This window comes from Kineococcus sp. NBC_00420, assembly GCF_036021035.1.
Classification (GTDB): domain Bacteria; phylum Actinomycetota; class Actinomycetes; order Actinomycetales; family Kineococcaceae; genus Kineococcus.
Window position 1 is genome coordinate 2,285,739 of the sequence record NZ_CP107930.1, and the last position, 24,103, is coordinate 2,309,841.

25 protein-coding genes, 1 tRNA gene and 1 riboswitch are annotated in these 24,103 nt (G+C 72.0%); of the genes, 14 read left to right on the forward strand and 12 right to left on the reverse strand.

Going from position 1 to position 24,103, the window contains the following annotated elements; translation table 11 throughout:
- Positions 1-95 precede the first annotated feature (95 nt).
- The 3 genes from OG218_RS11150 (at position 96) to OG218_RS11160 (ending at position 3,288) form a co-directional block, all read left to right on the forward strand.
- Entirely contained in the window at positions 96-914 is an 819-nt protein-coding gene (locus OG218_RS11150) for a sugar phosphate isomerase/epimerase family protein (protein ID WP_328293290.1), read from the forward strand.
- A 125-nt stretch (positions 915-1,039) separates the two neighbouring features.
- Complete coding sequence (locus OG218_RS11155; protein WP_328293291.1) at positions 1,040-2,383, forward strand: MFS transporter; 1,344 nt, start codon at positions 1,040-1,042, stop codon at positions 2,381-2,383.
- 23 nt (positions 2,384-2,406) lie between these two features.
- Complete coding sequence (locus OG218_RS11160) at positions 2,407-3,288, forward strand: phosphogluconate dehydrogenase C-terminal domain-containing protein (RefSeq protein WP_328293292.1); 882 nt, start codon at positions 2,407-2,409, stop codon at positions 3,286-3,288.
- 30 nt (positions 3,289-3,318) lie between these two features.
- On the opposite strand, the gene OG218_RS11165 is transcribed toward OG218_RS11160, so the two are convergent.
- Positions 3,319-4,326 (reverse strand): carbohydrate kinase family protein, encoded by a 1,008-nt coding sequence (locus OG218_RS11165; RefSeq protein WP_328293293.1) that lies wholly within the window; start codon positions 4,324-4,326, stop codon positions 3,319-3,321.
- A gap of 164 nt (positions 4,327-4,490) precedes the next feature.
- Here OG218_RS11165 and OG218_RS11170 point away from each other — a divergent pair, with 164 nt between their 5' ends.
- The 3 genes from OG218_RS11170 (at position 4,491) to OG218_RS11180 (ending at position 7,805) form a co-directional block, all read left to right on the forward strand.
- Positions 4,491-5,330, forward strand: a complete 840-nt coding sequence (locus tag OG218_RS11170) for a DeoR/GlpR family DNA-binding transcription regulator (protein WP_328293294.1) — start codon at positions 4,491-4,493, stop codon at positions 5,328-5,330.
- Positions 5,327-6,688: a 6-phospho-beta-glucosidase gene (locus OG218_RS11175; RefSeq protein ID WP_328293295.1), complete on the forward strand. Its 1,362-nt coding sequence runs from the start codon at positions 5,327-5,329 to the stop codon at positions 6,686-6,688. The genes OG218_RS11170 and OG218_RS11175 overlap by 4 nt, the downstream gene beginning before the upstream one ends.
- A gap of 97 nt (positions 6,689-6,785) precedes the next feature.
- Positions 6,786-7,805, forward strand: coding sequence for an iron-siderophore ABC transporter substrate-binding protein (locus OG218_RS11180; protein WP_328293296.1), 1,020 nt, complete (start codon positions 6,786-6,788; stop codon positions 7,803-7,805).
- A gap of 41 nt (positions 7,806-7,846) precedes the next feature.
- On the opposite strand, the gene OG218_RS11185 is transcribed toward OG218_RS11180, so the two are convergent.
- The 6 genes from OG218_RS11185 to dnaK all read right to left on the reverse strand — a co-directional run bounded on the left by OG218_RS11185 (position 7,847) and on the right by dnaK (position 13,748).
- On the reverse strand, positions 7,847-8,623 hold the full coding sequence (locus OG218_RS11185; protein ID WP_328293297.1) for an aminoglycoside phosphotransferase family protein: 777 nt from the start codon (positions 8,621-8,623) through the stop codon (positions 7,847-7,849).
- Between the two features lie 59 nt (positions 8,624-8,682).
- Positions 8,683-9,693 (reverse strand): beta-propeller fold lactonase family protein, encoded by a 1,011-nt coding sequence (locus OG218_RS11190; RefSeq protein WP_328293298.1) that lies wholly within the window; start codon positions 9,691-9,693, stop codon positions 8,683-8,685.
- Between the two features lie 37 nt (positions 9,694-9,730).
- On the reverse strand, positions 9,731-10,153 hold the full coding sequence (locus tag OG218_RS11195; protein ID WP_328293299.1) for a heat shock protein transcriptional repressor HspR: 423 nt from the start codon (positions 10,151-10,153) through the stop codon (positions 9,731-9,733).
- Positions 10,154-10,235: 82 nt separating this feature from the next.
- Positions 10,236-11,273, reverse strand: coding sequence for a DnaJ C-terminal domain-containing protein (locus tag OG218_RS11200; RefSeq protein WP_442906384.1), 1,038 nt, complete (start codon positions 11,271-11,273; stop codon positions 10,236-10,238).
- A 31-nt stretch (positions 11,274-11,304) separates the two neighbouring features.
- Complete coding sequence (grpE, locus tag OG218_RS11205) at positions 11,305-11,889, reverse strand: nucleotide exchange factor GrpE (protein WP_328293300.1); 585 nt, start codon at positions 11,887-11,889, stop codon at positions 11,305-11,307.
- Positions 11,889-13,748 carry a molecular chaperone DnaK gene (dnaK, locus tag OG218_RS11210; protein WP_328293301.1) on the reverse strand — a complete coding sequence of 620 codons (1,860 nt, stop codon included), beginning with the start codon at positions 13,746-13,748 and terminating at the stop codon, positions 11,889-11,891. The genes grpE and dnaK overlap by 1 nt, the downstream gene beginning before the upstream one ends.
- A 234-nt stretch (positions 13,749-13,982) precedes the next feature.
- Between dnaK and OG218_RS11215 the strand changes: the two genes are divergently transcribed.
- Positions 13,983-15,011: a DUF3616 domain-containing protein gene (locus OG218_RS11215; RefSeq protein WP_442906491.1), complete on the forward strand. Its 1,029-nt coding sequence runs from the start codon at positions 13,983-13,985 to the stop codon at positions 15,009-15,011.
- A 15-nt stretch (positions 15,012-15,026) separates the two neighbouring features.
- Here OG218_RS11215 and OG218_RS11220 read toward each other — a convergent pair whose 3' ends face one another.
- From OG218_RS11220 to OG218_RS11230, 3 genes are all read right to left on the reverse strand, one after another.
- Positions 15,027-15,830: an energy-coupling factor transporter transmembrane component T family protein gene (locus tag OG218_RS11220; RefSeq protein WP_328293303.1), complete on the reverse strand. Its 804-nt coding sequence runs from the start codon at positions 15,828-15,830 to the stop codon at positions 15,027-15,029.
- Between the two features lie 62 nt (positions 15,831-15,892).
- Complete coding sequence (locus OG218_RS11225) at positions 15,893-17,362, reverse strand: ABC transporter ATP-binding protein (RefSeq protein ID WP_328293304.1); 1,470 nt, start codon at positions 17,360-17,362, stop codon at positions 15,893-15,895.
- A complete protein-coding gene (locus OG218_RS11230) occupies positions 17,355-17,975 on the reverse strand; it encodes an ECF transporter S component (protein ID WP_328293305.1) in 621 nt (206 codons plus the stop codon). Before OG218_RS11230 ends, OG218_RS11225 begins: the two co-directional genes overlap by 8 nt.
- A 51-nt stretch (positions 17,976-18,026) precedes the next feature.
- A riboswitch (TPP riboswitch) is annotated at positions 18,027-18,131 on the reverse strand.
- A 93-nt stretch (positions 18,132-18,224) separates the two neighbouring features.
- Between OG218_RS11230 and OG218_RS11235 the strand changes: the two genes are divergently transcribed.
- The 3 genes from OG218_RS11235 (at position 18,225) to OG218_RS11245 (ending at position 18,963) form a co-directional block, all read left to right on the forward strand.
- Positions 18,225-18,365: a hypothetical protein gene (locus OG218_RS11235; protein ID WP_328293306.1), complete on the forward strand. Its 141-nt coding sequence runs from the start codon at positions 18,225-18,227 to the stop codon at positions 18,363-18,365.
- Positions 18,366-18,380: 15 nt separating this feature from the next.
- The gene (locus OG218_RS11240) at positions 18,381-18,683 is read left to right on the forward strand and encodes a DUF4235 domain-containing protein (protein WP_328293307.1); all 303 of its coding nucleotides are present in this window, start codon (positions 18,381-18,383) and stop codon (positions 18,681-18,683) included.
- A 106-nt stretch (positions 18,684-18,789) separates the two neighbouring features.
- Entirely contained in the window at positions 18,790-18,963 is a 174-nt protein-coding gene (locus tag OG218_RS11245; protein ID WP_328293308.1) for a CsbD family protein, read from the forward strand.
- A 3-nt stretch (positions 18,964-18,966) separates the two neighbouring features.
- On the opposite strand, the gene OG218_RS11250 is transcribed toward OG218_RS11245, so the two are convergent.
- Positions 18,967-19,950, reverse strand: a complete 984-nt coding sequence (locus OG218_RS11250; RefSeq protein WP_328293309.1) for an NAD-dependent epimerase/dehydratase family protein — start codon at positions 19,948-19,950, stop codon at positions 18,967-18,969.
- A 232-nt stretch (positions 19,951-20,182) separates the two neighbouring features.
- On the opposite strand from OG218_RS11250, the gene OG218_RS11255 reads away from it, so the two are divergent.
- Positions 20,183-20,656 (forward strand): ATP-binding protein, encoded by a 474-nt coding sequence (locus tag OG218_RS11255; protein WP_328293310.1) that lies wholly within the window; start codon positions 20,183-20,185, stop codon positions 20,654-20,656.
- A gap of 122 nt (positions 20,657-20,778) precedes the next feature.
- Here the strand turns inward: OG218_RS11255 and OG218_RS11260 are convergent.
- Positions 20,779-20,852: transfer RNA gene (locus tag OG218_RS11260), tRNA-Gly, on the reverse strand.
- Positions 20,853-20,929: 77 nt separating this feature from the next.
- On the opposite strand from OG218_RS11260, the gene dcd reads away from it, so the two are divergent.
- From dcd to OG218_RS11275, 3 genes are all read left to right on the forward strand, one after another.
- Positions 20,930-21,505: a dCTP deaminase gene (gene dcd, locus OG218_RS11265; protein ID WP_328293311.1), complete on the forward strand. Its 576-nt coding sequence runs from the start codon at positions 20,930-20,932 to the stop codon at positions 21,503-21,505.
- Between the two features lie 73 nt (positions 21,506-21,578).
- The gene (locus tag OG218_RS11270; RefSeq protein ID WP_328293312.1) at positions 21,579-22,658 is read left to right on the forward strand and encodes a cell wall-binding repeat-containing protein; all 1,080 of its coding nucleotides are present in this window, start codon (positions 21,579-21,581) and stop codon (positions 22,656-22,658) included.
- 110 nt (positions 22,659-22,768) lie between these two features.
- Complete coding sequence (locus tag OG218_RS11275; RefSeq protein WP_328293313.1) at positions 22,769-24,058, forward strand: EAL and HDOD domain-containing protein; 1,290 nt, start codon at positions 22,769-22,771, stop codon at positions 24,056-24,058.
- The last annotated feature ends 45 nt before the right edge of the window (positions 24,059-24,103 follow it).

Sequence of the window (24,103 nt, forward strand, 5' to 3'; positions counted from 1 at the left end):
TCGTCTTGTTCCTCGCGCCCACCCCTTCCGGAGCGATACCCTGCAACCGGTTGACCAATCGAGCTCCGGAGACCCGGGGTACCCAAGGAGGCATCGTGGCCGTCGGAGTGTCCACCTACGCGTACAGCCACCGCTGGAACCCGACTGCACCGCAGCCGATCTCCCTCGTCGAGATGCTGCACGAGATCGCCGACCTCGGCGGGCAGGTGTTCCAGGTCTGCGACCACCCCGACCTCGAGGCCCTCACCCCCGAGCTCGCGGCCACGCTGCGCACGGCCGCCGCGGAACGCGGCCTGATCCTCGAGACGGGCACCCGCGGCACCGGGGTCGAGCACCTGCGCACGCACCTCGCGCACGCCCTCGCCCTGGGGGTGCGGACGGTCCGCACGATGGTCTACTCCGAGCACGGCGGAGTGAGCGACCGACCCACCGCCGGCGAGAGCGTGGACCGCCTGCGCGAGGTCGTCCCGGAGTACGCGGCCGCCGGCGTCACGCTGGGCCTGGAGACCTACGAGCAGATCCCGACCACCGACCTGCTCGCGATCGTCGACGAGGTCGACTCCCCGCACCTGGGCATCGTGCTCGACCCGGCCAACTGCGTCGCCAACCTCGAGCACCCCCGCGACGTCGTGCGCCGACTCGCCCCCCGCGTGGTCAACATCCACGTGAAGGACTTCACGTTCACGCGTCGTGACGGGTGGGCGGGCTTCACCCTGGCCAGCTGCCCCCTCGGCGAGGGACAGCTCGACTTCCGCGACCTGCTCGCCGTCGTCCAGCCCGACCCGGCCACGGTCCACCAGGTCCTCGAGCACTGGCTGGTGCCCCAGGGTGACGCCGCGACGACGCGTGCGGTCGAGGCCGACTGGACCGTCCGATCGCTGGCGACCCTGGCGAGCTACCAGACGGGCAACTGAGGCGCACAACCGGTTGACCAATCTGCACGACGGTGCGACAGTCTCCTGGAGCCGACCGGTCCGACCACGACGGCGACCACGACGGCGACCACGACCACCACCCGTGCAAGGGAGCACGCCTTCCCATGGACACCAGCACCTCCCCCACCGCCGGTAGCACCGCGCTGCGCAAGGCCGCGGTCCGGCTCATCCCCTTCGTCGCGGTGATGTTCTTCATCAACTACCTCGACCGGACGGCCATCGGTTTCGCCGAGCCCAACGGCATGGGCGACGACCTCGGCCTCACCGCGGCCCAGTTCGGGTTCGCGTCGGGGATCTTCTTCCTCGGGTACATCTTCCTCGAGGTCCCCAGCAACCTGGCCCTGCACCGCTTCGGCGCCCGCAAGTGGCTGGCCCGCATCATGATCACCTGGGGCATCGTCGCGACGCTGTTCACCTGGGTGCAGAACACCGAACAGCTCTACGCCCTGCGGTTCCTCCTCGGCGTCACCGAGGCAGGGTTCTTCCCCGGCGCCATCCTGTTCCTCACCCTGTGGTTCCCGCGCGAGTACCGCCGCAAGGCGCTCGCCGGTTTCTACCTGGCGCAGCCGCTGACCACGGTCATCGGCGCCCCGCTCGCGGGTCTGCTCATGCAGCAGGGTCACGGCGTCCTCGGCCTCGAGGGCTGGCGCTTCATGTTCCTCTGCGTCGGCATCCCGGCGATCGTCATGGGGATCGCGTGCTGGTTCTACCTCACCGACAAGCCCGAGGACGCGAAGTGGCTGAGCGCCACCGAGCGCACCTGGCTGCGCCGTGAACTCGACGCCGAGCAGACCGAGAGCGAGAACCGCGGGCACGTCCCCGCGCGCCGCATCCTCAGGGAGGGTCGCGTCTGGGCGCTGGCCCTGGCCTACTTCGGTCTCATCTACGGCCTGTACTCGCTGGCGTTCTTCCTGCCCACGATCATCTCCGGGTTCCAGGAGCGCTTCGGCACGACGTTCTCGGTCTTCGAGAAGGGGCTCGTCAACGCGGTGCCCTACGTCCCCGCGGCGATCGCCCTGTTCCTGTGGTCGCGCCACATCGCGAAGCACGGTTTCAAGAGCTGGCACATCGCGCTGCCGACCCTGGTCGCCGGTCTGAGCGTCCCGGTCGCGCTGTACATGAACTCGCCGTACCTGACGATCCTCGTCATCGCCGTCACGGCCTGCGGGATCTTCATGGCGCTGCCGAACTTCTGGTCGCTGCCGCCGCAGTTCCTCACCGGTGCCGCGGCTGCCGCGGGCATCGCCTTCATCAACACCCTGGGCAACGTCGGCGGGTTCTCCGCCCCCTACGTCACCGGGTGGCTGAAGGACCTCACGGGCGACGAGAAGATCCCGCTCATGATCACCGGCGGCTTCCTCGTGCTGTCGGCCGTCATCCTCCTCGTCATGTCCCGGCGCAGCCGGGCCGCGCTCGAGGAACCCTCCCCCCAGACCACCACCGCCTGAGAAACCCCGAGGAGTCGAACACCATGACCGCAACGACCGAAGCCCCCGCCGTCACCCCGTCCGTCGTCATCGCCGTCGTCGGCGCGGGCGGCAAGATGGGAATGCGGGTCTCCCGCAACCTCATGAAGTCCGCACACACCCTGCGCTACGCCGAGAACTCCCCGGCCGGCAAGGAACGCATGGCCGCCGAGGGCCGCACCGCCGTCTCCACCGAGGAGGCCGTCGACGGCGCCGACGTCGTCATCCTCGCCGTCCCCGACACCGTCCTCGGCGTCGTCTCGACGTCCGTCGTCCCGGCCATGAAGGCGGGTTCGATCCTGCTGACCCTCGACCCGGCCGCCGCCTACGCGAACCTCCTCGCCCAGCGCGAGGACGTCCTGCAGGCCGTCGCGCACCCCTGCCACCCGTCGGTGTTCCTCGAGCGCACCCGGCCCGAGGAGTACGCCGACAACTTCGGCGGGGAAGGCGCGCTGCAGAACGTCGTCGCCGCGTTCGAGAGCGACGACCTCGGCAAGCGCGACATCGCCGAGGACGTCATCCGGATCATGTACGGCCCCGTCGACACCGTGCACTGGGTCACCGTGAAGCAGCTCGCCGTCCTCGAACCGACCCTGGTCGAGACCATCGCCTGCATGATCGGCGCCCTGCTCAAGGAAGCCCTGCACGAGACCGTCCACACCGTGGGCGTCCCCGAGGAGGCCGCCAAGGCGATGCTCTTCGGTCACGTGCAGATCGCGCTGACCAACAGCCTCCGCGGGTCGAACCCGTTCTCCGACGCGTGCCTCATCGCCATGGACTACGGCCGCGAGTCGATCGTCAAGGACGACTGGAAGAAGATCTTCCGCGACGAGGAACTCGACAGCGTCATCACGAAGATGCTGAAGCTGGACAAGATCGAGCGCTGACCTCGGTCGGTCCTCCGGGACGGGTAGCGCTCAGGACGGTGCGACTGCCGCCCGGGCGGCCCAGTCGAGAACCGTGGTCCAGTCACCTGCCGGTCGTCGCGACGTGAGGAACTCCGCGACGTCCGCAGGGCGCGGAGCACTGGCGGAACCCCCGAGCGAGCGGACCGAGAGGGTCGCGACGAGGCCGGCGAACGCGACGCGGGTCCGCAGGTCCCAGCCGAGGACGGAACCGGTCATCAGCCCGGCGGTGAACACGTCACCGGCCCCCGTGGGGTCGACGGCCCGGACGGGCACGGCGGGCACGTGGACCCAGGACTCGACACCCGCGGAGCCGGCGTCCACGGCGGTGACACCGTCCGCGCCCCGGGTGATGACGACCGAGCGGACGTGGCGGGTGAGCACCTTCGCGGCCGCTTCGACGGAGTCGGTGCGGGTGTAGCTGAGCGCCTCGACCTCGTTGAGGACGAAGACGTCCACCTCGGCCGAGCGGTGCAGGACCTCCTCGGACCAGCAGCCTGAACCGTCCCAGCCGACGCCGCCGAAGACCGTCGTCCCGGCCCGGCGGAGTTCCGCGATCCAGCCGGGGACGCCGGAGGCGATCCCGGCGTGGGCGGCCTTCACCGCGGGCAGCGGCCCGGGCCACTCCTGCGGCACCCTGGCGCCGTCCTCGAGGTAGGTGATGAAACCCCGGTCGTGCTCGTCGGTCACGGCGACGGTGACCGGGGTCTGGAGGCCGGACGTGCGCTGCAGCCACCGCAGGTCGAGTCCGGGTTCGCGCGCCAGGAGGTCGTGGACGCGCTGACCCAGGACGTCGGTCCCCAGCACGGCGAGGATCCCGGTGCGCATCCCGAGCCGCGCGGTCGCGACCGCGCGGTTCGCGGTACCACCGGCCACCAGCGCGAACCCGTCGGCGAAGACCTCCTCGCCCGGTCCGGGGAGCGCTGTTCCCGAGAGGACCAGGTCGCAGAAGACGGTGCCGCCGAACACGACGTCGGCCTCGACGGACGGTCCGGGCGACGCGGGGACGGCGGTGGGCACGGGTGCTCCTCAGCGTGCGGGGGCGAGGGCGATCCGCCGATCGTACGAGCAGGACGCGCAGAGTCAGGGACGAGACGTTGCCGACCTTCCGGCCGTGACCTGACGATCTCGGCGTTCTCTGCACGAGTCTGGTCAAGTTCGCGCGAACGTCCTACCGTGATGCGGTGATCTCCGCTGAGCGGCGCCGACGCATCCTCTACGCGGTGGACCACGAGGGCGCGACGAGCGTGCGTGACCTCGCCGAGCGGATGGAGGTGAGCGAGTCGACGATCCGCCGCGACCTGCAGGTGCTCGACGAGGACGGCGAACTGGTCCGCACCTACGGTGGCGCCATCGCCCTCGAGGACCGGACCGCGGGCGAGGCTCTGCGGGCGGAGGTCCTGCGACCCCAGCCGGCGACCGGCGCCGCGTCCTTCGAGGGGGGCAGCGAGAACCGCGAACGCCCCCTCGACCTCGTCGCCACGACCGACCGCCCACTGGAGGAACGCGTCGCCGCCGCGGCCGCGGCCTCCATCGACGACGGCGACGTCGTCATCCTCGACGTCGGGACGACGACCCCGCTGGTGGCCGAACTCCTCCGGGGGCGCGACCTCACCGTCATCACCTCCAACCTCGCCGTCTTCGACGTCCTGCGCGACGACGACGCCGTCCGGCTCGTGCTGCTCGGCGGCGTCGTGCGGCGCAACCACCAGAGCCTCGTCGGCTCGGTGACCCGCCAGGTGCTGAGTCACCTCAACGCGGACACCGTCCTCCTGAGTTGCACCGGAGTGCGCAACAACGGTCGCGTGGTGGACGACATGGCGGTCGAGGAACCCGTCAAACGCGCCATGATCGAGGCCGCCGAAAAGGTCGTCCTCCTGGCCACCGAGACCAAGTTCCCGGGCACCGGCTCCCTGCGGCTGTGCTCCGTCAGCGAGGTCGACGTCCTCATCACGACCGAGGGCGCCGACCCCGCCCCCCTCCAACTCTGCCGCGATGCCGGCGGAAAGGTGATCATCACGTGAAGCTCTGCATCCTCGGCGGCGGCGGGTTCCGAACCCCCTACGTCTACCAGGCCCTCCTGCGCGACCAGGGAACCCCGCGGGTGGAGGAGGTGGCCCTGTACGACACCGACCAGGACCGCCTCGACGGCATGGTCCTCGTCCTGTCCCAGTTCGCCCGGGAGTTCCCCGACGCGCCCCGGCTGGTGCCGACGACCTCCCTGGACCAGGCGCTGGCGGTGAGCGACTTCATCTTCGCCGCAGTGCGTGTGGGCGGTCTCGCCGCCCGTTGCTGCGACGAGCGGGTCGCGTTGGACCTGAACGTCATCGGTCAGGAGACGACCGGTCCGGGCGGGTTGGCCTACGCCCTGCGGACCGTCCCGTTCATGGTCGACATCGCGCACAAGGTCCGCGAACTGGCTCCGAACGCCTACTTCCTGAACTTCACCAACCCGGCCGGGATCATCACGGAGGCCATGCAGGGCGTCCTGGGTGACCGGGTCCTCGGGATCTGCGACACCCCGTCGGGTCTGGGACGTCGCGTGGCGGGTGTCCTCGGCCTGGACCACCGCCGCGTCCAGATGGACTACGTCGGCCTGAACCACCTCGGGTGGATGCGCCGGGTCCTGTACGACGGGGTGGACGTGCTCCCGACCCTGCTCGCCGACGACGAGAAGCTCTCGGTCCTCGAGGAGGGCATCGTCTTCGGGCCGGAGTGGCTGCGCACCATGGGCCTCATCCCGAACGAGTACCTCTACTACTACTACTTCACCCGTGACGCGGTGCGGGCGATCGTCGACTCGGGCACGACCCGCGGGGAGTTCCTGCTCGAGACCCAGGACAGCTTCTACCGCGAGGTCCGGTCCAAGGGCGCCGACGCCGCGGCGTTCTGGCGCGAGACGGTGACCGCGCGCAGCGCGAGCTACATGGCCGAGGCCAAGGGCGGCGAGCAGGGGAAACCCGTGCACACCGACCAGGTCGAGACCGACCCCTCGCACCAGGGCTACGCGGGCGTCGCGCTGGGCGTGATGGCCGCCATCACCCGCAACGAGCGCGCGACGATGATCCTCAACGTCCGCAACCGGGGAACCATCGCCGGGATGCCCGACGACGCGGTCGTCGAGGTCCCGACCACGGTCGACGCCAACGGGGTCCACCCGCTGACCACGTCCGCCCCCTCCCTGCACCAGTTGGGCCTCATGCAGCAGGTGAAGGCCGTCGAACGGCACACCATCGCGGCCGCCCTGACCGGCGACCGGAACGAGGCGCTGCAGGCGTTCGCCCTGCACCCGCTCGTGGACTCGGTGACGGTCGGGCGCAAGCTCCTCGACGGCTACGTCGACCGCATCCCCGAGGTGGCCGCGGTGCTCGGGGCGCACTGACGACGAGCGCGCGGGCCACCCGCCGGGGGGCCCGCGCGCTCTGCCGACGGGATGCCGGTCGGGTATGGTCAGGCTGTCCTCAGTCGCATCCGCTGGGGTGGTCCCCCCGATCGGAGCCTCCGTGCCGTCGCTGTCCCGCCGCACCCTGCTCGCCGGCACGTCCGTCGCGGGTCTCACCGCCCTCGCCGCCTGCGGCTCGTCCGACGACGCGGGCGCCTCCGCGAGCAGCTCCGGGACGGCGTCCTCGACCACCTCGATCGACACCCTCTTCGGCGCCGTGGAGGTCCCCGCGAACCCGAAGAACGTCGTCGCGCTCGGCTGGGGAGACATGGAGACCGTGCTGGCCCTGGGGGGTCAGGTCGTCGGCACCTCCGACTGGCTGGCCTTCGGGGGCGACGGCGTCGGCCCCTGGGCGAGCGACCTGGTGAAGCAGACCCCCGAGGTGCTGGGCACCACCGAACTCAGCTACGAGGCCGTCGCCGCGCTGACCCCCGACGTCATCCTCAACACCCGGCAGAGCAACGCCCAGGCCCAGCAGGACGAGCTGAAGCAGATCGCCCCCACGGTCGGTCCGCCGCCCGGCCAGAAGGTCACGTACGGCACTTCCTGGCAGGACCAGGTGGAACTCGTCTCCGCCGCCCTCGGCACGAGCGACGCGGGCGCGAAGCTGATCGCCGACCTCGAGGCGAAGTTCAAGGACGTCGCGGCGGCGAACCCCGGGTTCGCGGGCAAGACCGTCTCCGTCGCCGCGTTCTTCTCCGGTGCCTTCGGCGCCTACGTCACCGGCGACAGTCGCGTCGACTTCATGACCGAACTCGGTTTCACCCAGAGCCCGACGGTGCAGGCGCTCTCCACCGACGCCAGCTTCTACGTGTCGCTCTCCGACGAGCAGCTCGACCAGCTCGAGGCCGACCTCGTGGTCGTGTTCCCCATCGGCGCCACGACGGCGGAGATCACCGCGAACCCGGGGATCCAGAACCTGCAGGCCACCCGGGACGGGCGCATCGTGGTGTTCGACGACACCACCCAGGCCAACGCGTTCTCCAGCGGGACCACCCTGGGCCTCGGCTACGCCCTCGACCACGCGGTGCCGCTGTTCGCGCAGGCCATCGCCTGACGTCCACCCCCACCCGGATCTCCGACGCGCTGCCGCTCACGTCAGCGCAGGATCGCGTCCTCGAACGCTGACCGGTTCGCCCGCACGTGGGCGTCGTCCCGGACGTAGAGCCGGTCGTGGCCGTCGGCGACGTGGGACGCGAACGCGGCGCTGCCCGCGGCGGCCTGCTCGTGCATGTACCGCACGAGCAGGTCGAGGTGTTCGAGCACGGCGTCGACGACGCCGGCCCGGTCCGCCGCCGTCGCCCCGTAGGCGTCGCAGAACTCCGCCAGCCGGGTGGCCTGTTCCGCGGTGCCGGGTCGGACGCCGTCGTGGCCGGGGTCCGAGAGCGGCACCCAGCGGTAGACGGCGACACCGAGGTCGGTGCGGCGTGGACCCGGTCGTGCGGTGTCGAAGTCGATCAGCCCCGTGACGCGTTCCCCCTGCAGCACGCAGTTGTGCGGGGCGAAGTCGCCGTGGCAGACGACCTCGACGGGGTCCTGCGCGGGGAACAGCCACCCGTCGCGCGGGAGTTCCGCGGCGAAGACCGCCGTCGCCCGGTGGTAGTCGCGCAGGAGTTCCGCAGCGCTCAGGAGGGCCGTCCGGGAGGCCGCCTCGTCACCGACCGGGTAGTTCGGGACGGTCCCGGGCAGGAAGTCGAGGAACTCGAAACCGTCGACGAGCCCGCGGACCCGGGGAACGGGGGCGAAGTCCTCGAGACGGCGCAACAACTCGTGGACCCTCGGGGTGTGGGGGCCGGTGGGACGACGTACGGCGTCCCCCGTGCGGACCACCTCGTTGACCCCACCACCGGTGAGCACTTCCTCGTCCGACGCCACCGGAACCCCCTTTCGTTGCGCACCAGCCTGCCGCGGCGGACGGGCGCGGTCCAGTGGGCTCAGAGGGGCAGCACGTACGTCGGCGAGCCGACCTCCACGACCGAACGGTCGACGACGGTCAGGTCGTCGTCCAGCGTGAGGTGCACGACGGCGTCGGAGTCCTGGGCGGCGACGTAGAGGTGGTGGCCGATCACCAGGACGTGGCGGGGGTTCGCGACCCCGATCGTCACGTCGCGCACGGCACGGGGGACGCCGTCGACGACCTCGAACAAGGTGATGACGTCGGCGCTGCGGTTGGCGACGACGAGACCCCACGGCGCGAGCGCGATCTCCGAGGGGTACACGGGTTCGTCGCCGGAGCCGACCAGCGCGGAGGTGCGGACGGGGTCGGACAACCGGCCCTCCCGCAGCGTGAACGAGGTGACGCTCGCGTCGAGTTCACCCGCGACGTGGACCCGGCCGGCGTCGACGACGGCGTGCCGCGGCCCGGTCCCCGGCGCCAGGTCGACGACCTGCACCGGGTCGGGCGAGGCGCCGTCCGCGCCGAGGGTGTGGACCCGGACCTCGTCGGTCCCGAGGTCGAGGACGGCGAACGCGTCCGGCGCCAGCAGCCGCGTGGAGTGCGGGTGCGACGCCTCCTGGCGTTCGCGGTCCGGACCGGAACCGTTGCCGTGCAATGTCTGTCGCAGTCCGGTGACGACTCCCCCGGTCAGACCGAGGACCCCGACGCCCCCGCCGTAGTTCGCGGCGAGCACGACGTCGGGCGTCACGGTGAGGTGGCAGGGCGACGAACCCCCGCTGGACTGTTCACCGAGCAGTTCCCAGCGGCCGCCGTCGTAGCGGCGGGTGGAGACGAAACCCTCGTCGACCTCGTGGGCCGCGTGCACGAGACCGGGAGCTCCGGTCGCGAGGAAGGAGGGTGAAGCGCAGTCGGCGACGTGACCGGGACGGCCGAGCCGGCCGGAGGACGGGTCGCGCGGCACCAGCGTGATGCCCTGACCGCGGCCCCCGGTGGCGGAGGTGTAGGACCCGATGGCGAGGACCGTGGAACCGGTCGGCGATGACGTCACGGCCAGATCATGCCCCACACCGGGGGCGGGGGCCGGGTCAACGGCGGGGTTCAGGCCGCCACACCACCAGGGCGTTGGAACGCTGTGACTCAGGGCGACGACCCATCGGGGTCGCGACGATGTCCCCGGCCATCCCGGCCGCGAAGATCCGCCGCGCCTGGGACCGCACGAGCGCCACCTCGGCCTCGAGTTCCTCGACCCGCTGACCGAGGGCCAGCACGTGGTTCTCCAGGTCCATGATGCGTTTGATGCCCGCGAGGTTCACGCCGTCCTCCTGGGACAGCCGTTGCACCTCGCGCAGCTGCGCGACGTCGCGGGCGGAGTAGCGCCGCCCGCGGCCCCGCGCCCGGCTGGGCGAGACGAGGCCGAGGCGGTCGTACTGACGCAGCGTCTGCGGGTGCATGCCCGCGAGTTCGGCCGCGACCGAGATCACGAACAACGCGGTGTCGTCGTCGTACACACTCCCTCTCCTCTCGTCTCGGCCCTCTCCACCCGTGGTCCCGCTGGGTTTCCCAGCGGGATCACGGGTGGAACGGGGTGGGTCAGCTGCGGGCGCGGTCGGCGAGACCGGCCCGCGGGTCCTCGCCGGCGGTGGCCGCGGCGAACGCCTCGACGGCCTCGCGCACCGCCCCGTCGACACGTTGCGGCACGACGACGTCGAGGGTGACGAACAGGTCGCCCCGGTCGTCGTCCGTGCGTGACCGCTTGACACCGCGGCCCTTGAGCCGCAACGACCGTCCCGACGGGGTTCCCGCCGGAACCTTCACCTTGACGGCCACGCCGTCCAGGGTCGGGACCTCGACGGTCGCGCCCAGCACGGCCTCGTCGAAGGAGACCGGCAGAGTCATCCGCAGGTCGTCACCGTCCCGCTTGAACACCGGGTGCGGTTCGACGTTCACGGCGACCAGCAGGTCGCCCGCCGTGCCGCCGGGGCCGGGCATCCCCTTGCCGCGCAGGCGGACCTTCTGCCCGTCCCGGACACCCTGGGGCAGCCGGACGTTGACGTTGCGGGCCGGGCCGCCGCGCGGGTCGGGGACCCGCAGCGACACGGTCTTGCCGTCGAGGGCGTCACGGAAGGACACCCGGGCCGAGGCCTCGAGGTCCTGACCGCGCTGCGGCGGAGCCTGACCGCCCGGGAACCCCGCGCCACCGCCCTGACCGAACAACCCCCCGAGCAGGTCCTCGAAACCACCCGCGGAACCCCCACCGGGGGTGCCGAAGCGCACCCCGCCGGGGGCACGCCCGCCGCCCTGGTTGAACAGGCCGCCGAGGAGGTCCTCGAACCCCGCGCCGCCACCGGCCGCGCCGGGCCCGGAACCCCCGGAGGAGAACCTGGCCCCGCCGCCGACCATCGCGCGGACACCGTCGTACTGCCGGCGCTGCTCGGGGTCGGAGAGGATCGCGTACGCCTCCCCGACCTCCTTGAACCTCGCCTCGGCGGCCGCGTCACCCGGGTTGGCGTCCGGGTGCAGCGTCCGGGCCTTCTTGCGGTAGGCCTTCTTGATCTCCGCCGTGTCCGCGTCGTGGGCGACGCCGAGAACGGCGTAGAAGTCCTTCTCCGCCCAGTCCTGCATGCTCACGAACGTCCCCCCTCCTCAGACCTGGTCGAGTTCATCCCTGCGGGTCGGCCACCGCGACGCGGGCCGGACGCAGCACCCGTTCCGCGAACCGGTACCCCGGCTGGAGGATCTGGACGCACGTCGCGACCTCGTACTCGTCGGAGTGGCTGTGCATGAGCGCCTCGTGGACGGCCGGGTCGAACGGTTCCCCGGCCTCCCCGTAGCGCTCGAGGCCGAACCGCGTGAGCGTCGCCTCGAGCTTGTCGGCGATGGCGACGAACGGACCGGTGAGGTCGCCGTGCTGCCGCGCGAGGTGGACGTCGTCGAGGACCGGCAGCAGCGACTCGGCCACGCCCGCGAGCGCCGTGTTCTTGGCGACGTCGCGGTCGCGTTCGACGCGCTTGCGGTAGTTCGCGTACTCCGCGTTCAGCCGCTGGAGCTCGTCGAGGCGCTGGGCCGCGAGGCTCTGCGCCGCGTCGAGGTCGGCCTCGGCCGCGCCGTCGTTCGGGCCGCCCACGGTGGGCGCGGCCGGAGCGGGTTCGGCCGCGGGAGCGCCCCGGACCTCACCCGTCTCCGGGTCGAGCCTGCGGTTGTCGCGGACCACGACGGATTCGTCCTGCTGGTGGTCCTCCGCCATCACTTGTCCTTCTCGTCGTCGACGACCTCGGCGTCCACCACGTCCTCGTCGTTGGAGGACGACGACCCCTGGGCGGAGGCGCCCGCGTCGGCGGAACCCTCGGACTGGGCCGCCGCGTACATCGCGGAGCCGAGTTCCTGCGAGGCCTGCGCGACGACGTCGGACTTGGCCTTGATCTCGGCCGCGTCGGTGCCGGCGAGGGCGGTCTTCAGTTCCGCGACAGCGGCTTCGACCTTCGCCTTGCCGTCCTCGGGGAGCTTGTCGGAGTTGTCCGCCACGAACTTCTCGGTCTGGTAGACGAGACCCTCGGCCTGGTTGCGGGCCTCGGCCTCCTCGCGGCGCTGCTTGTCCTCGTTCGCGTGCGCCTCGGCGTCCTTGACCATGCGGTCGATGTCCTCCTTCGACAGCGCGCTGCCGCCGGAGATGGTCATCGACTGCTCCTTGCCCGTGCCGCGGTCCTTCGCGTTCACGTGCACGATGCCGTTGGCGTCGATGTCGAAGGTGACCTCGACCTGCGGCACACCACGCGGGGCGGGGGCGATGCCGGTCAGCTCGAACGTGCCGAGCGGCTTGTTGTCGCGGGCCAGTTCGCGCTCACCCTGGAACACCTGGATGAGGACCGAGGGCTGGTTGTCGTCGGCGGTGGTGAACACCTCGGAGCGCTTGGTCGGGATCGCGGTGTTGCGCTCGATGAGCTTGGTCATGATCCCGCCCTTGGTCTCGATGCCCAGGGAGAGCGGGGTGACGTCGATGAGCAGGACGTCCTTGCGCTCGCCCTTGAGGACACCGGCCTGCAGCGCGGCGCCGATGGCGACGACCTCGTCCGGGTTGACGCCCTTGTTGGGCTCCTTGCCGCCGAGCAGTTCCTTGACGGCATTGGTCACGGCCGGCATGCGGGTGGAACCACCGACGAGCACGACGTGGTGGATGTCGGCGAGCTTGACGTCGGCGTCCTTGATGACGTCGTGGAACGGCTTCTTGGTGCGGTCCAGCAGGTCCTGGGTCATCTGCTCGAACTGGGCGCGGGTCAGCGTCTCGTCCAGGTGGACGGGGCCGTTCTCGCTCATCGAGAGGTACTGCAGGGAGATGCCGGTACTGGTGGCCGTCGAGAGTTCCTTCTTGGCCTGCTCGGCGGACTCGCGCAGACGCTGCATCGCGATCTTGTCCTTGGACAGGTCGATGCCGTAGGCGCTGGAGACCTTCTTGAGCAGGTGGTCGACGACGCGCTGGTCCCAGTCGTCGCCACCGAGGTGGTTGTCACCGGAGGTGGCGCGGACCTGGATGGTGGAGAACCCGTCCTCGTCCTTGCCGACCTCGAGGAGGGAGACGTCGAAGGTGCCGCCACCGAGGTCGAAGACGAGGATGAGCTCGTCCTCCTTGCCCTTCTCGAGCCCGTAGGCGAGAGCGGCGGCAGTGGGCTCGTTGATGATGCGCAGGACGTTGAGGCCCGCGATCTCACCGGCCTCCTTGGTGGCCTGGCGCTGCGCGTCGTTGAAGTACGCGGGGACGGTGATGACGGCGTCGGTGACGGCCTCGCCGAGGTAGCTCTCCGCGTCGCGCTTGAGCTTCTGCAGCACGCGGGCGCTGATCTCCTGCGGGGTGTACTTCTTGTCGTCGATCGTGGTCGTCCAGTTGGTGCCGACCTCACGCTTGACCGAGCGGACGGTGCGGTCGATGTTGGTGACGGCCTGGCGCTTGGCGATCTCGCCGACCAGCACCTCACCGTTCTTGGCGAAGGCGACGACGGAGGGCGTGGTGCGCCCACCCTCGGCGTTCGCGATGACCGTCGGTTCGCCGCCCTCCAGGACGGAGACGACGGAGTTGGTGGTCCCGAGGTCGATGCCGACCGCACGTGCCATGGCTTGAAGCCCTCTTCCTGCGCTGGGTGAGTGTTGAGCGTTCTCCACTCAAGTCTGCCCAACGCCCCGGATCTGTCAAGCCGGAACGTCGGCAACTTGAGTCTGATGGGCTCAACTCACGAGGAGGGGGTCTTGTTCCCGACGGGGGAACTCGGGGGGAGAACCGTTCGCTCTCAGGACGTGGAACCCCTGCGCCGGCTGCCCCTGCACTTCGACGAGGCGTCGAAGGCCGGGATGACCCACGTGAACCTCTCCGCCGTCCGCGCCGACGGCCCCCACCTCTGGGTGGCGGGCGACGAGACCGCCACGGTCGAACGGCTGACGGCCGTCGTCGAGGACGGCCGGGTCCAGGGCTACGACCGTCAGGTCAGCGTTCCCCTGGCCGAACTCGTCGACCTGCCCGGACCGCACGACGAGGAGGCCGACGTCGAGGGCCTGGCCCGCAGCGGCCCCTGGCTGTGGGCCGTCGGTTCGCACAGCCTGAAGCGCAAGCGGATCCGCGACCACGACGACAAGGCCCGCCGGCGCCTCGGCCGGGTCGTGCGCGAACCCAACCGGTTCGTCCTCGTCCGACTGCCGATCGACCCGGCGACCGGCCTCCCCGCCCGCGAGGTCGACGTCGACGGCGAGACCCGCACCGCGGCCGTCCTCGGGGCCCACGACGACGACCTGAGCACCCACCTCGCCGACGACGACCTCATCGCACCGTTCCTCGCGATCCCCTCGAAGGACAACGGCCTCGACATCGAGGGCATCGCCGTCCACCACTCCCCCGACGGCGACCGGCTCTGGGTCGGTCTGCGCGGGCCGGTGCTGCGCGGCTGGGCGGTCCTGCTGGAACTGCGCCCCCGCACCCACCGCAGGAACCCGGGCCGCCTCGTCCTGGAGGAGTTCGCGGACGGCACGACCTACCGGCTGCACCTGCTCGACCTGCGAGGCCTCGGCATCCGCGACCTCTGCCCCGACGGGGACGACCTGCTCGTGCTCAGCGGCCCCTCGATGGGTCTCTCGGGACCGGTGCGCGTGCACCGCTGGATCGGCGGGTGCGTGACCGAGGCCGCCGACGTCGTCCGGGCCGCGGAGCTCCCGGTGGTCCTGGACCTCCCGCACGGCCAGGGCGAGGACCACCCCGAGGGGATCACCCTCCTCCCCGCCGACGTCACCGGGACCGTGGCTCAACTGCTGGTCGTCCTCGACTCCCCCGCGCCGCAGCGACACACTCCCGACGGCGGGATGCTCGCCGACCTGTGGGACCTCACCTGAGGCTCAGCCCGACACTCAGCCCACCGACGTGACGAACGCTCCCCCCACCAGCCGGAGCACCAGCGGCAGGGCGGCGACGACCACCCCGACGATCACCAGGACGGTGTCCGCGCGTCGCCAGGGAGCGGGCAGCGCCCAGCTGCGGCGCAGCGCCGTGTCGCCGGCGAACCCCCGGGCGTCCATCGCGACGGACGTCCGTCCCGCCCGCCGCACCGCGTCGACGAGCAACCCGAACGCCGTCGAGGCCGACCACCGCGAGCGCGACAGCGGGCCCCGTCCGGGGCCGAACCCGCGGACCCGGCGGGCGGCGGCGATCTGCGCCCAGGACGCGGCGAGGGTGTCGAGCTGACCGAGGGCGGTCACGACGGCCACGACGACGCGTCCGGGCAGCCGGAGCCGCTGGGCGAGGTGGTCGCCGGCCTCGGCCGGGTCGATCCAGCCGAGCAGGAGCGCACCGGGGAGGACGAGCACGAGCAGGCGCAGGGACGCCGTCAACGCCGTCCACAGGGGTTCGGCACTGCTGCCGGCGACGACCGTGGACCACCCGACGGAGACCGCGGCGACCAGCAGCGGCAACGACCGCACCAGGAACGCGCGCCGGTCACCGACGACGAGCGGGAGGCAGAGCAGTTGCACGGCAAGGGCTCCGGCCGCCTGCCACCACTCCTGGACGGCGAAGGCGCCGACGGCGCAGAGCACCCCGACGGCCAGCAGCGGCAGGGGTCCGCAGTGCCGGACGAGAGGCCCGGGACCGGCGCTGCGCCGTTGCGCGGCCGTCGGTGGAACCCCGTCGTCCACAGGTGTGGGGTGCAGTCCCACAACCTTGTCCACAGGTGTGTGCACAGTCCTGTGGACATCGCTGTGGAGGACTTCACCGTCCTTCACGCCGCCGCCGCCCCGCGCGAGCTGCGACCGGCGACGAGGTGGACCCCGGCGCCCGTGGCGACGGCGTGGACCAGACCGGCGTCGTGCGTGCTGACGGCGACGGCGGCCCCGTCCCGGGCCGCACCCGCGAGCAGTCCCGCGACGACGGCCCAGGTACCCCGGTCCTGCCCGACGCTCGGTTCGTCGGCGAGCAGCAGCGCCGGGCCGGCGGCCAGGGCGGCCGCGAGCGCCAGTCGTCGTTGTTCGCCGCCGGAGAGCCGGAAGGGGTTGACGTCGGCGCGCTCCCGCAGGCCGAGGACGTCGAGCAGGGCGTCGGCCCGGGCGGTGTCCCGACCGAGGACCCGGGGGGTCGCCCGGACCTCGCCCCGGACGTCGGTGGCGAGGAAGGAGTGCTCCGGGGACTGCGGGACCCACCCGGTCCGGGCGGCCAGGTCGCGCGAGCGCCAGGTGTGCGGTGCGGGACGTCCCGGGGGGGCGAACCCGGTCGCGGCGACGAGGTCGCCGGTGGGGCGCTCGAGCCCGCCGAGGACGGCCAGCAGGCTGGACTTCCCCGACCCGCTGTCGCCGGTCAGGGGGGTCGTGACGCCGGCGCGGAGGGTGACGTCCACGTCGTGCAGCACGGTGACGGGTGGGGTCGGGCGCAGTCCACGGCGGCGGCGGACCAGTCCCAGCCCGTTGCCGCGCAGCACGTCTCCCACGACGTGCAGGTCCGGGCGGAGCAGCCCCGCCGGGAGGTCGAGCGGCTGCGGGGCGGGAGCCCCGGGCAGCCAGAGCCCGTCGGCCAGCAGGGCCGGGTCGGCGAGGACCCGGTCCGGGGGGCCGTCGGCACGGACCCGGCCGTCGCGGCCGAGGACGACGACGCGGTCGACGTGCGGGGCCCACCCGGCGAGGTCGTGGTCGACGACGACGAGCCCGCGGTCGCGGGCGGCCTCGAGCACCGCGGCGCGCACGGCCCGGGCGGTGGGGGCGTCGAGCATCGAGGTGGGTTCGTCCAGCAGCAGCACGCCGGGGTCGGCGGCCAGCGTCCCGGCGAGGGCGAGCCGCTGGCGTTCCCCCCCGGACAGCGTGACGACCTCGCGGTCGCGACCGGCGGTGTAGCGGGCGGCCGCGTGGGCGCGGGCCACCCGCTGCCAGATCAGCGACCGGTCCAGGCCGGCGTTCTCGGGCCCGAACGCGGTGTCCCGGCCGGCGAGCTCGGCGACGACGGCGTCGAGGGGGTCCTGGACCAGGAGCCCGACCTCCCCGGCGCGCGGAGCCCGACCGTCGAGCAGGACCTCGCCGTTCGCGTCGACGTCGTCCTCGAGGAGTCCCGCGAGCGCCCGCAGGACGGTCGACTTGCCCGCCCCGCTGGGCCCCACGAGCAGGACCCGTTCCCCGTGCCGGAGGTCGAGGTCCACGTCGGCCACCACGGGTCGACGGGACCCCGCGGGGGTGACCGTCAGGCCGCGCAGGGTCAGGTCAGCCACGGTCGCGGGCGCGGCCGTGGTGCTCGCGGCCGGCGGCGAAGGCACCGAGCGCGCCGGAACGGGCCAGTCCCCGCACCAGCAGCCAGCCGCCCAGGCCGGCGACGACGGCGCCGGAGACGGCGAAGGTGCCCACGTAGAAGAGGCGCCAGCCGAGGTCCCAGGTCCCGTCGTAGCGGTAGAACTGCTCGAAGAGCCCTTCCAGGACCCCGGCGAGGATCCCGCCGAGGACGGCGACGGGCGGTCCGAAGCGGCGCCAGGCGAACAGCGCGACGGCGATCTCGACCCCGACGCCCTGGATCGTGCCCGAGACCAGGGTCGTGATGCCCCAGTAGTTGCCGAGCAGCGCCTCGACGGTCGCGGCGACCATCTCGGCGAGCAGCGCGGCGCCCGGGCGGCGGATCACGAGGGCGGCGACGACGGCCGGCAGCAGCCAGACCCCGGCGACGAGGCCCTTGAGCGGCGGCAGCGCCGCGAACAGCGGTTCGACGGCGAGGTACAGCACGTCCCAGCCCCAGAAGACGACGCCGAACGCGACGCCGAGGACGGCGGCGGTGACGAGGTCGACGGTGCGCCAGTGCGCGGTCCCGCGCGAGCGGGTGAGGGTGGTGCTCATGGTGGTCCTCCTGTGGTCCAGGAGGGGGACCCGCCGCCACCGTGGCCGCGGGTCGAGGACGTCCCGACTCCCTACGCCGGTGTGACCCGGATCAGGTTCGAGGGTCTGCGGGAACCCGCACTCTCAGCGCCACCCGGCGCTCCCCTGTCGTTGTCCCGCGACCCTACTACCCCCGTCCTCCCTCCCGACTCGTGATCGGGGCGGGGATCGCCCGCCGGACCACCGGTGGGGAACTGCGACCATGGCCGGGTGCTCCGGATGATGCGTGGACCCGACGGCGGCCCCTCCCGGGCGGTCCGGCTGATGACCCTGATCGTCGTGATCGCGGTCCTCGGGGCGAGCGCCGCCGCCCTCACGCCGGTCCTGGGGTGGCTCCTGGACCTGCTGTAGGGCAGGGTTCGGGCCATGAGTTCGATCGTCTGGAAGCTGGTCGGCCCCGGTGCCGGCATCATCGCGACGGCTGTCGCGAGCCGCGTCACCAAGAAGGTGTGGGTCTCGGTGACCAAGTCCCCGCCGCCGGACAACCCGGAGGACCCGGACGTCGCGTGGAAGGAAGCCGTCGTCTGGGCGCTCGCCTCCGGCGCGATCATCGGCCTGACCCGGCTGATCGTCGAACGCCAGGCCGCCGCCTGGTACCGCAAGAGCTTCGGTGAGCTGCCTCCGGGTCTCGGCCCGGGCGACGACGGAGCGGTGAAGGCCAACTCCTGATCTCCGGGTGCGGTCACGTCCGCTGCGTGCTGCGATGTGACCGCACCGGGAACGGGCTCGCGCGGACGTCCGTCCGCCACCTCCCCGGTGTTCTGGAGGAGGAACCGTGAGCGCTGCGGACAAGATCAAGAACGCCGCCCAGGACGTCGCCGGCAAGGCGAAGGAAGCGGTCGGCGGGGCGAAGGACGACGACGCCCTGCGCCACGAGGGTCAGAAGGACCAGGCCGCCGCCGACCTGAAGCAGCGCGGCGAGCACGTCAAGGACGCCTTCAAGGACTGATCCTCAGCCGAACAGTTCCACCAGCCGGTCCTGCCGGGTCTCGACGGTGTCGTCGACGACCCGCAGGGCCGGGTTCGCGTCGTGGTGGGCGATGATCTCGCGGGCTCCCTCCGCGAACGACGTCGTCGCCGCGAAACCCGGGACGAGCCGCTTGAGCTTGGTGTTGTCGAAGACCACCGAGTGCGCCTTGTCCCCCAGCAGTCCCGCGGCACCTCCCGGCGTCTCCCGCGCGATGACTTCGCTGGGGACGTGCACGAGACGGGGTTCGGCCACACCCGCCGCGGTCGCCAGCCGGCGCGCGATCCCGTCCCAGGTGAGGACCTCGTCACCGGTGATGTGCACCGCGTCGCCGACGACGGCGGGTTCCCCGAGGAGCGGGACGAGACCTTTCGCGAGGTCGGTGTGGTGGGTCAGCACCCACGTCGACGTGCCGTCCCCGTGCACGACGACGGGCTTCCCGCGACGCATCCGGTCGATGGCCGTCCAGCCGTCGTCGAGCGGGATCGACGCCCGGTCGTAGGTGTGGCTGGGGCGCACGACGAACGCGGGGAAACCTTCCTCGCGGTAGGCCCGGGTCAGCAGTTCCTCGCAGGCGATCTTGTCGCGGGAGTACTGCCAGAACGGGTTGTGCAGCGGCGTCGACTCGGTGATCGGGAGGTGCGCGACGGGTTTCTGGTAGGCGCTCGCGCTGGAGATGAAGACGTACTGCCCGGTCTTGCCGCGGAACTGCTCGACGTCGGCGCGGACGTGGTCGGGGGTGAAGGCGACGAAGTCGACGACGACGTCGAACTCGCTGTCCCCCAGCACCTCTCGCACCGCCGCCGGATCACGGACGTCGGCCGTGAGGACCTTCGCGTCGGCAGGAACCTCCCGCCGGCCGCTGCCCCGGTTGAGGATCGTGAGGTCGATCCCGCGTTCGACGGCGAGCGTCGAGCACGCCGAACTGATGATCCCGGTACCGCCGATGAACAGCACGCGCAACGCCATGGGGGGTTCTCTCTCCGCGTCTCGACTTCCTCGTCCGTCGGGGAGGTTACGCCTCCCGTCCGGCGCCGGCGTGTTCGAGTGGTCCCTCCACCTCGCTGCGCGTCCTCGTTGATGAGCCGAGGGGACGGGTCCCTCGCGTCACCCTCTCGGCCTCTTCGCCGCCGCGTTCCACCCATCCACGCCCCCGCCCGCTCCGAAGCGCTGCGTGGGCGAGGACGAAGAGGTGCGAGGCGTGGAGTTCCTGACACTCGAACAGCACCCCCGGGCGGTGACGACGGCCCGTCACTGGGTCGTGGACGTCTGCGGTCGACGTGGTCTCGACATCCCCACGCAGGACGCGGTCGAACTCGTGACGGCTGAGATGGTCGGCAACGCCGTCCGGCACGGAGGCGGCGGGATCGTCCTCACGGTCGACGCCTCGACCCCGTTCCTGTCGTTGCTGACGGGTGACACCCGACCCGCGTCCGCGCCGGTGCTCGCGGTGTCCGTGACCGACGCGGGCTCCTCCCGACCCCACCCCCGCGCCGCGGCCGACGACGCGACCTCCGGACGCGGGTTGGCCCTGGTCGACGCGTTGTCCCTGCGGTGGGGCGTGACCGCGGTGACGTCCCGGGGCACGAACGGCGCGGACGGGTCGGGGAAGACGACGTGGGCCGTGCTCGCCACGACGGCGTCGGGCACCGAAGAGGTCCACCCCCGATCATGATCTTGCTGGGTTTCCCAGCAAGATCACGGCCGGAAGGGCGGGGGGAGCTGGGGCGCACACGGTCCCCCGGAACGACGAAGGCCCAGGACCAGCGATCGTGCCGCTGACCTGAGCCTTCGCACTGGAGCGGGTGACGAGAATCGAACTCGCACTATCAGCTTGGGAAGCTGAAGTTCTACCATTGAACTACACCCGCGAACACGGTCACGAGGACCGGGCACAGCCATCGTAACGGACACCGGGAGGTGGTCCAACCGACGGTACCGTGACGCCGTGCTGCTCTCCGACCGCGACATCCGCGCCCAGCTCGCCTCCGGCCGCGTGGTCCTCGAACCGTCCGAGCCCTCGATGGTCCAGCCGAGCAGCGTCGACGTGCGCCTGGACCGCTACTTCCGGCTCTTCGACAACCACAAGTACTCCGTCATCGACCCGGCGCAGGAGCAGCCCGACCTCACCCGCCTGGTCGAGGTGCCCGCGGAGGACCCGTTCATCCTGCACCCGGGTGAGTTCGTGCTCGGCTCGACGTACGAGGTCGTGTCGCTGCCCGACGACATCTCGGCCCGGCTGGAGGGCAAGAGCAGCCTCGGGCGGCTCGGGCTGCTGACGCACTCCACGGCGGGGTTCATCGACGCGGGGTTCTCCGGGCACGTGACGCTGGAGCTCTCCAACGTCGCGACGCTGCCCATCACGTTGTGGCCGGGCATGAAGATCGGGCAGCTCTGCTTCTTCCAGCTGTCCTCCCCCGCCGAGACCCCGTACGGCAGCAGCAGCTCGGGCTCGCACTACCAGGGTCAGCGCGGTCCGACGCCGAGCCGGTCGGCGCAGAACTTCCACCGCACCACGATCTGAGCGAGTCACAGCTGCCACACTGGTCACACCCGACGACGCCGCGGTCGGGTCTGCGACCCCCCTGGAGAGCCCTGTGACCCGCACGCCGATCCACCGCTCCCGGACCGCACGGGCCCTGCCGGTCGCCCTGCTCGCGGCGCTCACCCTCGTCGTCGGGTCCGCTCCGGCCACCGCGGCGCCCCAGGCCGGTTCCGAGACGCTCACCCCGCTGTGCTCCCCCGCTCCGCCGGTGCAGCACCCGGGCTGCGGCACGGCCCACCGGGGTGCCCCACTGCCCAGCGGGACGCCCAACGAGGTCGTCCGCCTCGCCGGCGCGGACCGGTTCGCGACGGCCGTCGCGGTGGCCGAGCACGGGTTCCCCGAGGCCGACGTCGCCGTCCTCGTGAGCGGGGCGGACCGCCACCTCGTCGACGCGTTGTCCGCCGGGCCGCTGGCGCGCAGCCTCGCGGCGCCGGTCCTGCTCGCCACCCGCGACGAGGTCCCCGCCGCCACCGCCGCCTACCTGCGCGAGCACGCGGTGCGTTCCGTCCTGCTCGTCGGGGGCGAGGACGCCCTGTCCACCTCGACCCCGGACCGGTTGCGGGCGCTCGGGATCGGCGACGTGCAGCGGATCGCCGGCGCCGACCGGTACGCGACCTCGCGCGCCGTCGCCGCGTTCATGCCCACGGCGACGCACGCCTGGGCCGCCTCGGGCGAGGACGCGCACCTCGTCGACGCCCTCGCGGCGGCCGGCCCGGCGGCCCGACTGGGTGAGGCCCTGGTCCTCGTCGACGACGCCGACCCGGTCCCCGCCGGTGCGGCCCTGCGGGCGCGTGGCGCCACGTCGACGACCGTGGTCGGCGGCCCCGAAGGCGTCCTCCCGGAGGCTCTCGCCACCCTGCCGACGCCGCACCGCGCCGAGGGTGCCGACCGCTTCGGGACGGCCGCCGCCGTGGCCGTCGAGTCGCTCCAACGCGGTCTGCCCGCGCAGGACCTCCTGCTGGCGCCGGGTCTGAGCGGTCACCTCGTGGACGCCCTCGCCGCCGGCCCTCTGGGACGCACGACCCTCCTGGTCGGCGACGACCAGTCCGCGCGCGACGTCGTCGAGGCCTGGTTCGAGACCTACGGCGCCGGGCGCACGACGGCCGTGGGAGCGGTCGAGATCGCGAGCTGACCCCGTCACCGGGTCGAGGAGCTGAAGATCACGCGCTCGTTCGGCCCAAGGTTCGCGCTCGAAGGCTTCAGGAGCGGGCCGCACGAGCCGTTGACACTCAGGTGAAGCCCGTGGTGACGACGCACGGGGAAGCCGCCAGCAGCCACTGGCCCTCCCCGCCTGCAGACGCAGACGACCTGCCGGGGTCCGTCGCGCCCGTACGCGTCGGCCGCCAGGGGATCTACGACCGGGACCGTCAGCTCGTGGCCTACGAACTGCTCTTCCGCAACCACGGTCGGGCGAGCGCCGAACTGGCCGAGGGGTCCGAGCAGGACCACGCCACGTCGCAGGTCATCAGCGCCACGTTCGGCGACTTCGGCGTCGAGCAGATCGCCGGGGACAAGCTGCTCTTCATCAACCTCACCCGCGGCTTCTTCACGGGCGAACTCCCGATCCCCTGCTCACCGCACCAGGTCGTCCTCGAACTCCTCGAGAACGTCGAGGTCGACGACGAGGTCATGGCCGGGTTGCGGCGGGTCAAGGACCAGGGCTACCGGATCGCCATCGACGACTTCATCGGCGAGGTCGGCCGACTGCCCGCCCTGGGCCTCGCCGACTACGTGAAGATCGACATCGAGGCCGCCGGCGACACCTTCGACGACGTCCTGGCCCTCGCCCGCGAGCACGCCCCGACCGCCCTCATCGTCGTCGAGCGCATCGAGGACGACGCGCTGTTCACCCGTTGCCGCGAGGCGGGTGTCGACCTGTTCCAGGGCTACGGCCTGCAGCGGCCGGTGACGCTGGAGGCCGTGAGCCTCACGCCGTCGCAGCTGGTCTGCCTCCGCCTGGTACGGGCCCTCACCGGTGCGGAGGTCCCGATCCGCGAGATCGAGGATCTCGTCGCCTCCGACCCGGCCCTGAGCCTGCGCGTCCTCAAGACCGTCATGTCGGCCGCCGTCGGCTCCAAGAGCGAGATCACCTCGCTGCGCCAGGCGATCGTCCTGCTCGGGCGCCAGCAGCTCTGCTCCTGGGTCGTGCTGATGCTCCTCGGCGGGGTCACCAGCGTCGACACCGAGGCCCTGACCATGGTGCTCGCCCGGGCCTCGGCCTGCGCACGGCTCTCCCCGGCCCACGAGGACCTCGCCTACACCGTGGGGCTGCTCTCCGGGGTCGCCGGCGTGCTGGGCATGCGCGACGACGAGCTCGTCGACACGACCGGCGTCTCCCGGACGGTGCGCAACGCCCTCGTGGAGCGCCGTGGGCCGGCCGGTTCGGCCCTGCGGGCCGTGCTCGCCTACGAGGACGACGAACCGTTCGTGATCGCCGACGCCGGACACGCCGTCTACGAGGTGTCCCGCGCCTACCTGGCAGCACTGAGTGGCGCCATGGTCACTGTCGGTTCAGTTCTCGAACGATCCTGACGCGGGACACGCGACCGGGATGCACTCCGACCTGCCCCCGTCCTA

Coding starts and splice junctions, on each gene's coding strand:
- grpE (WP_328293300.1), bottom strand. CDS start 11,889: ATGGCGGAGGACCACCAGCAGGACGAATCCGTCGTGGTCCGCGACAAC.
- OG218_RS11250 (WP_328293309.1), bottom strand. CDS start 19,950: ATGGCGTTGCGCGTGCTGTTCATCGGCGGTACCGGGATCATCAGTTCG.
- OG218_RS11240 (WP_328293307.1), top strand. CDS start 18,381: ATGAGTTCGATCGTCTGGAAGCTGGTCGGCCCCGGTGCCGGCATCATC.
- dnaK (WP_328293301.1), bottom strand. CDS start 13,748: ATGGCACGTGCGGTCGGCATCGACCTCGGGACCACCAACTCCGTCGTC.
- OG218_RS11215 (WP_442906491.1), top strand. CDS start 13,983: ATGACCCACGTGAACCTCTCCGCCGTCCGCGCCGACGGCCCCCACCTC.
- OG218_RS11230 (WP_328293305.1), bottom strand. CDS start 17,975: ATGAGCACCACCCTCACCCGCTCGCGCGGGACCGCGCACTGGCGCACC.
- OG218_RS11155 (WP_328293291.1), top strand. CDS start 1,040: ATGGACACCAGCACCTCCCCCACCGCCGGTAGCACCGCGCTGCGCAAG.
- OG218_RS11160 (WP_328293292.1), top strand. CDS start 2,407: ATGACCGCAACGACCGAAGCCCCCGCCGTCACCCCGTCCGTCGTCATC.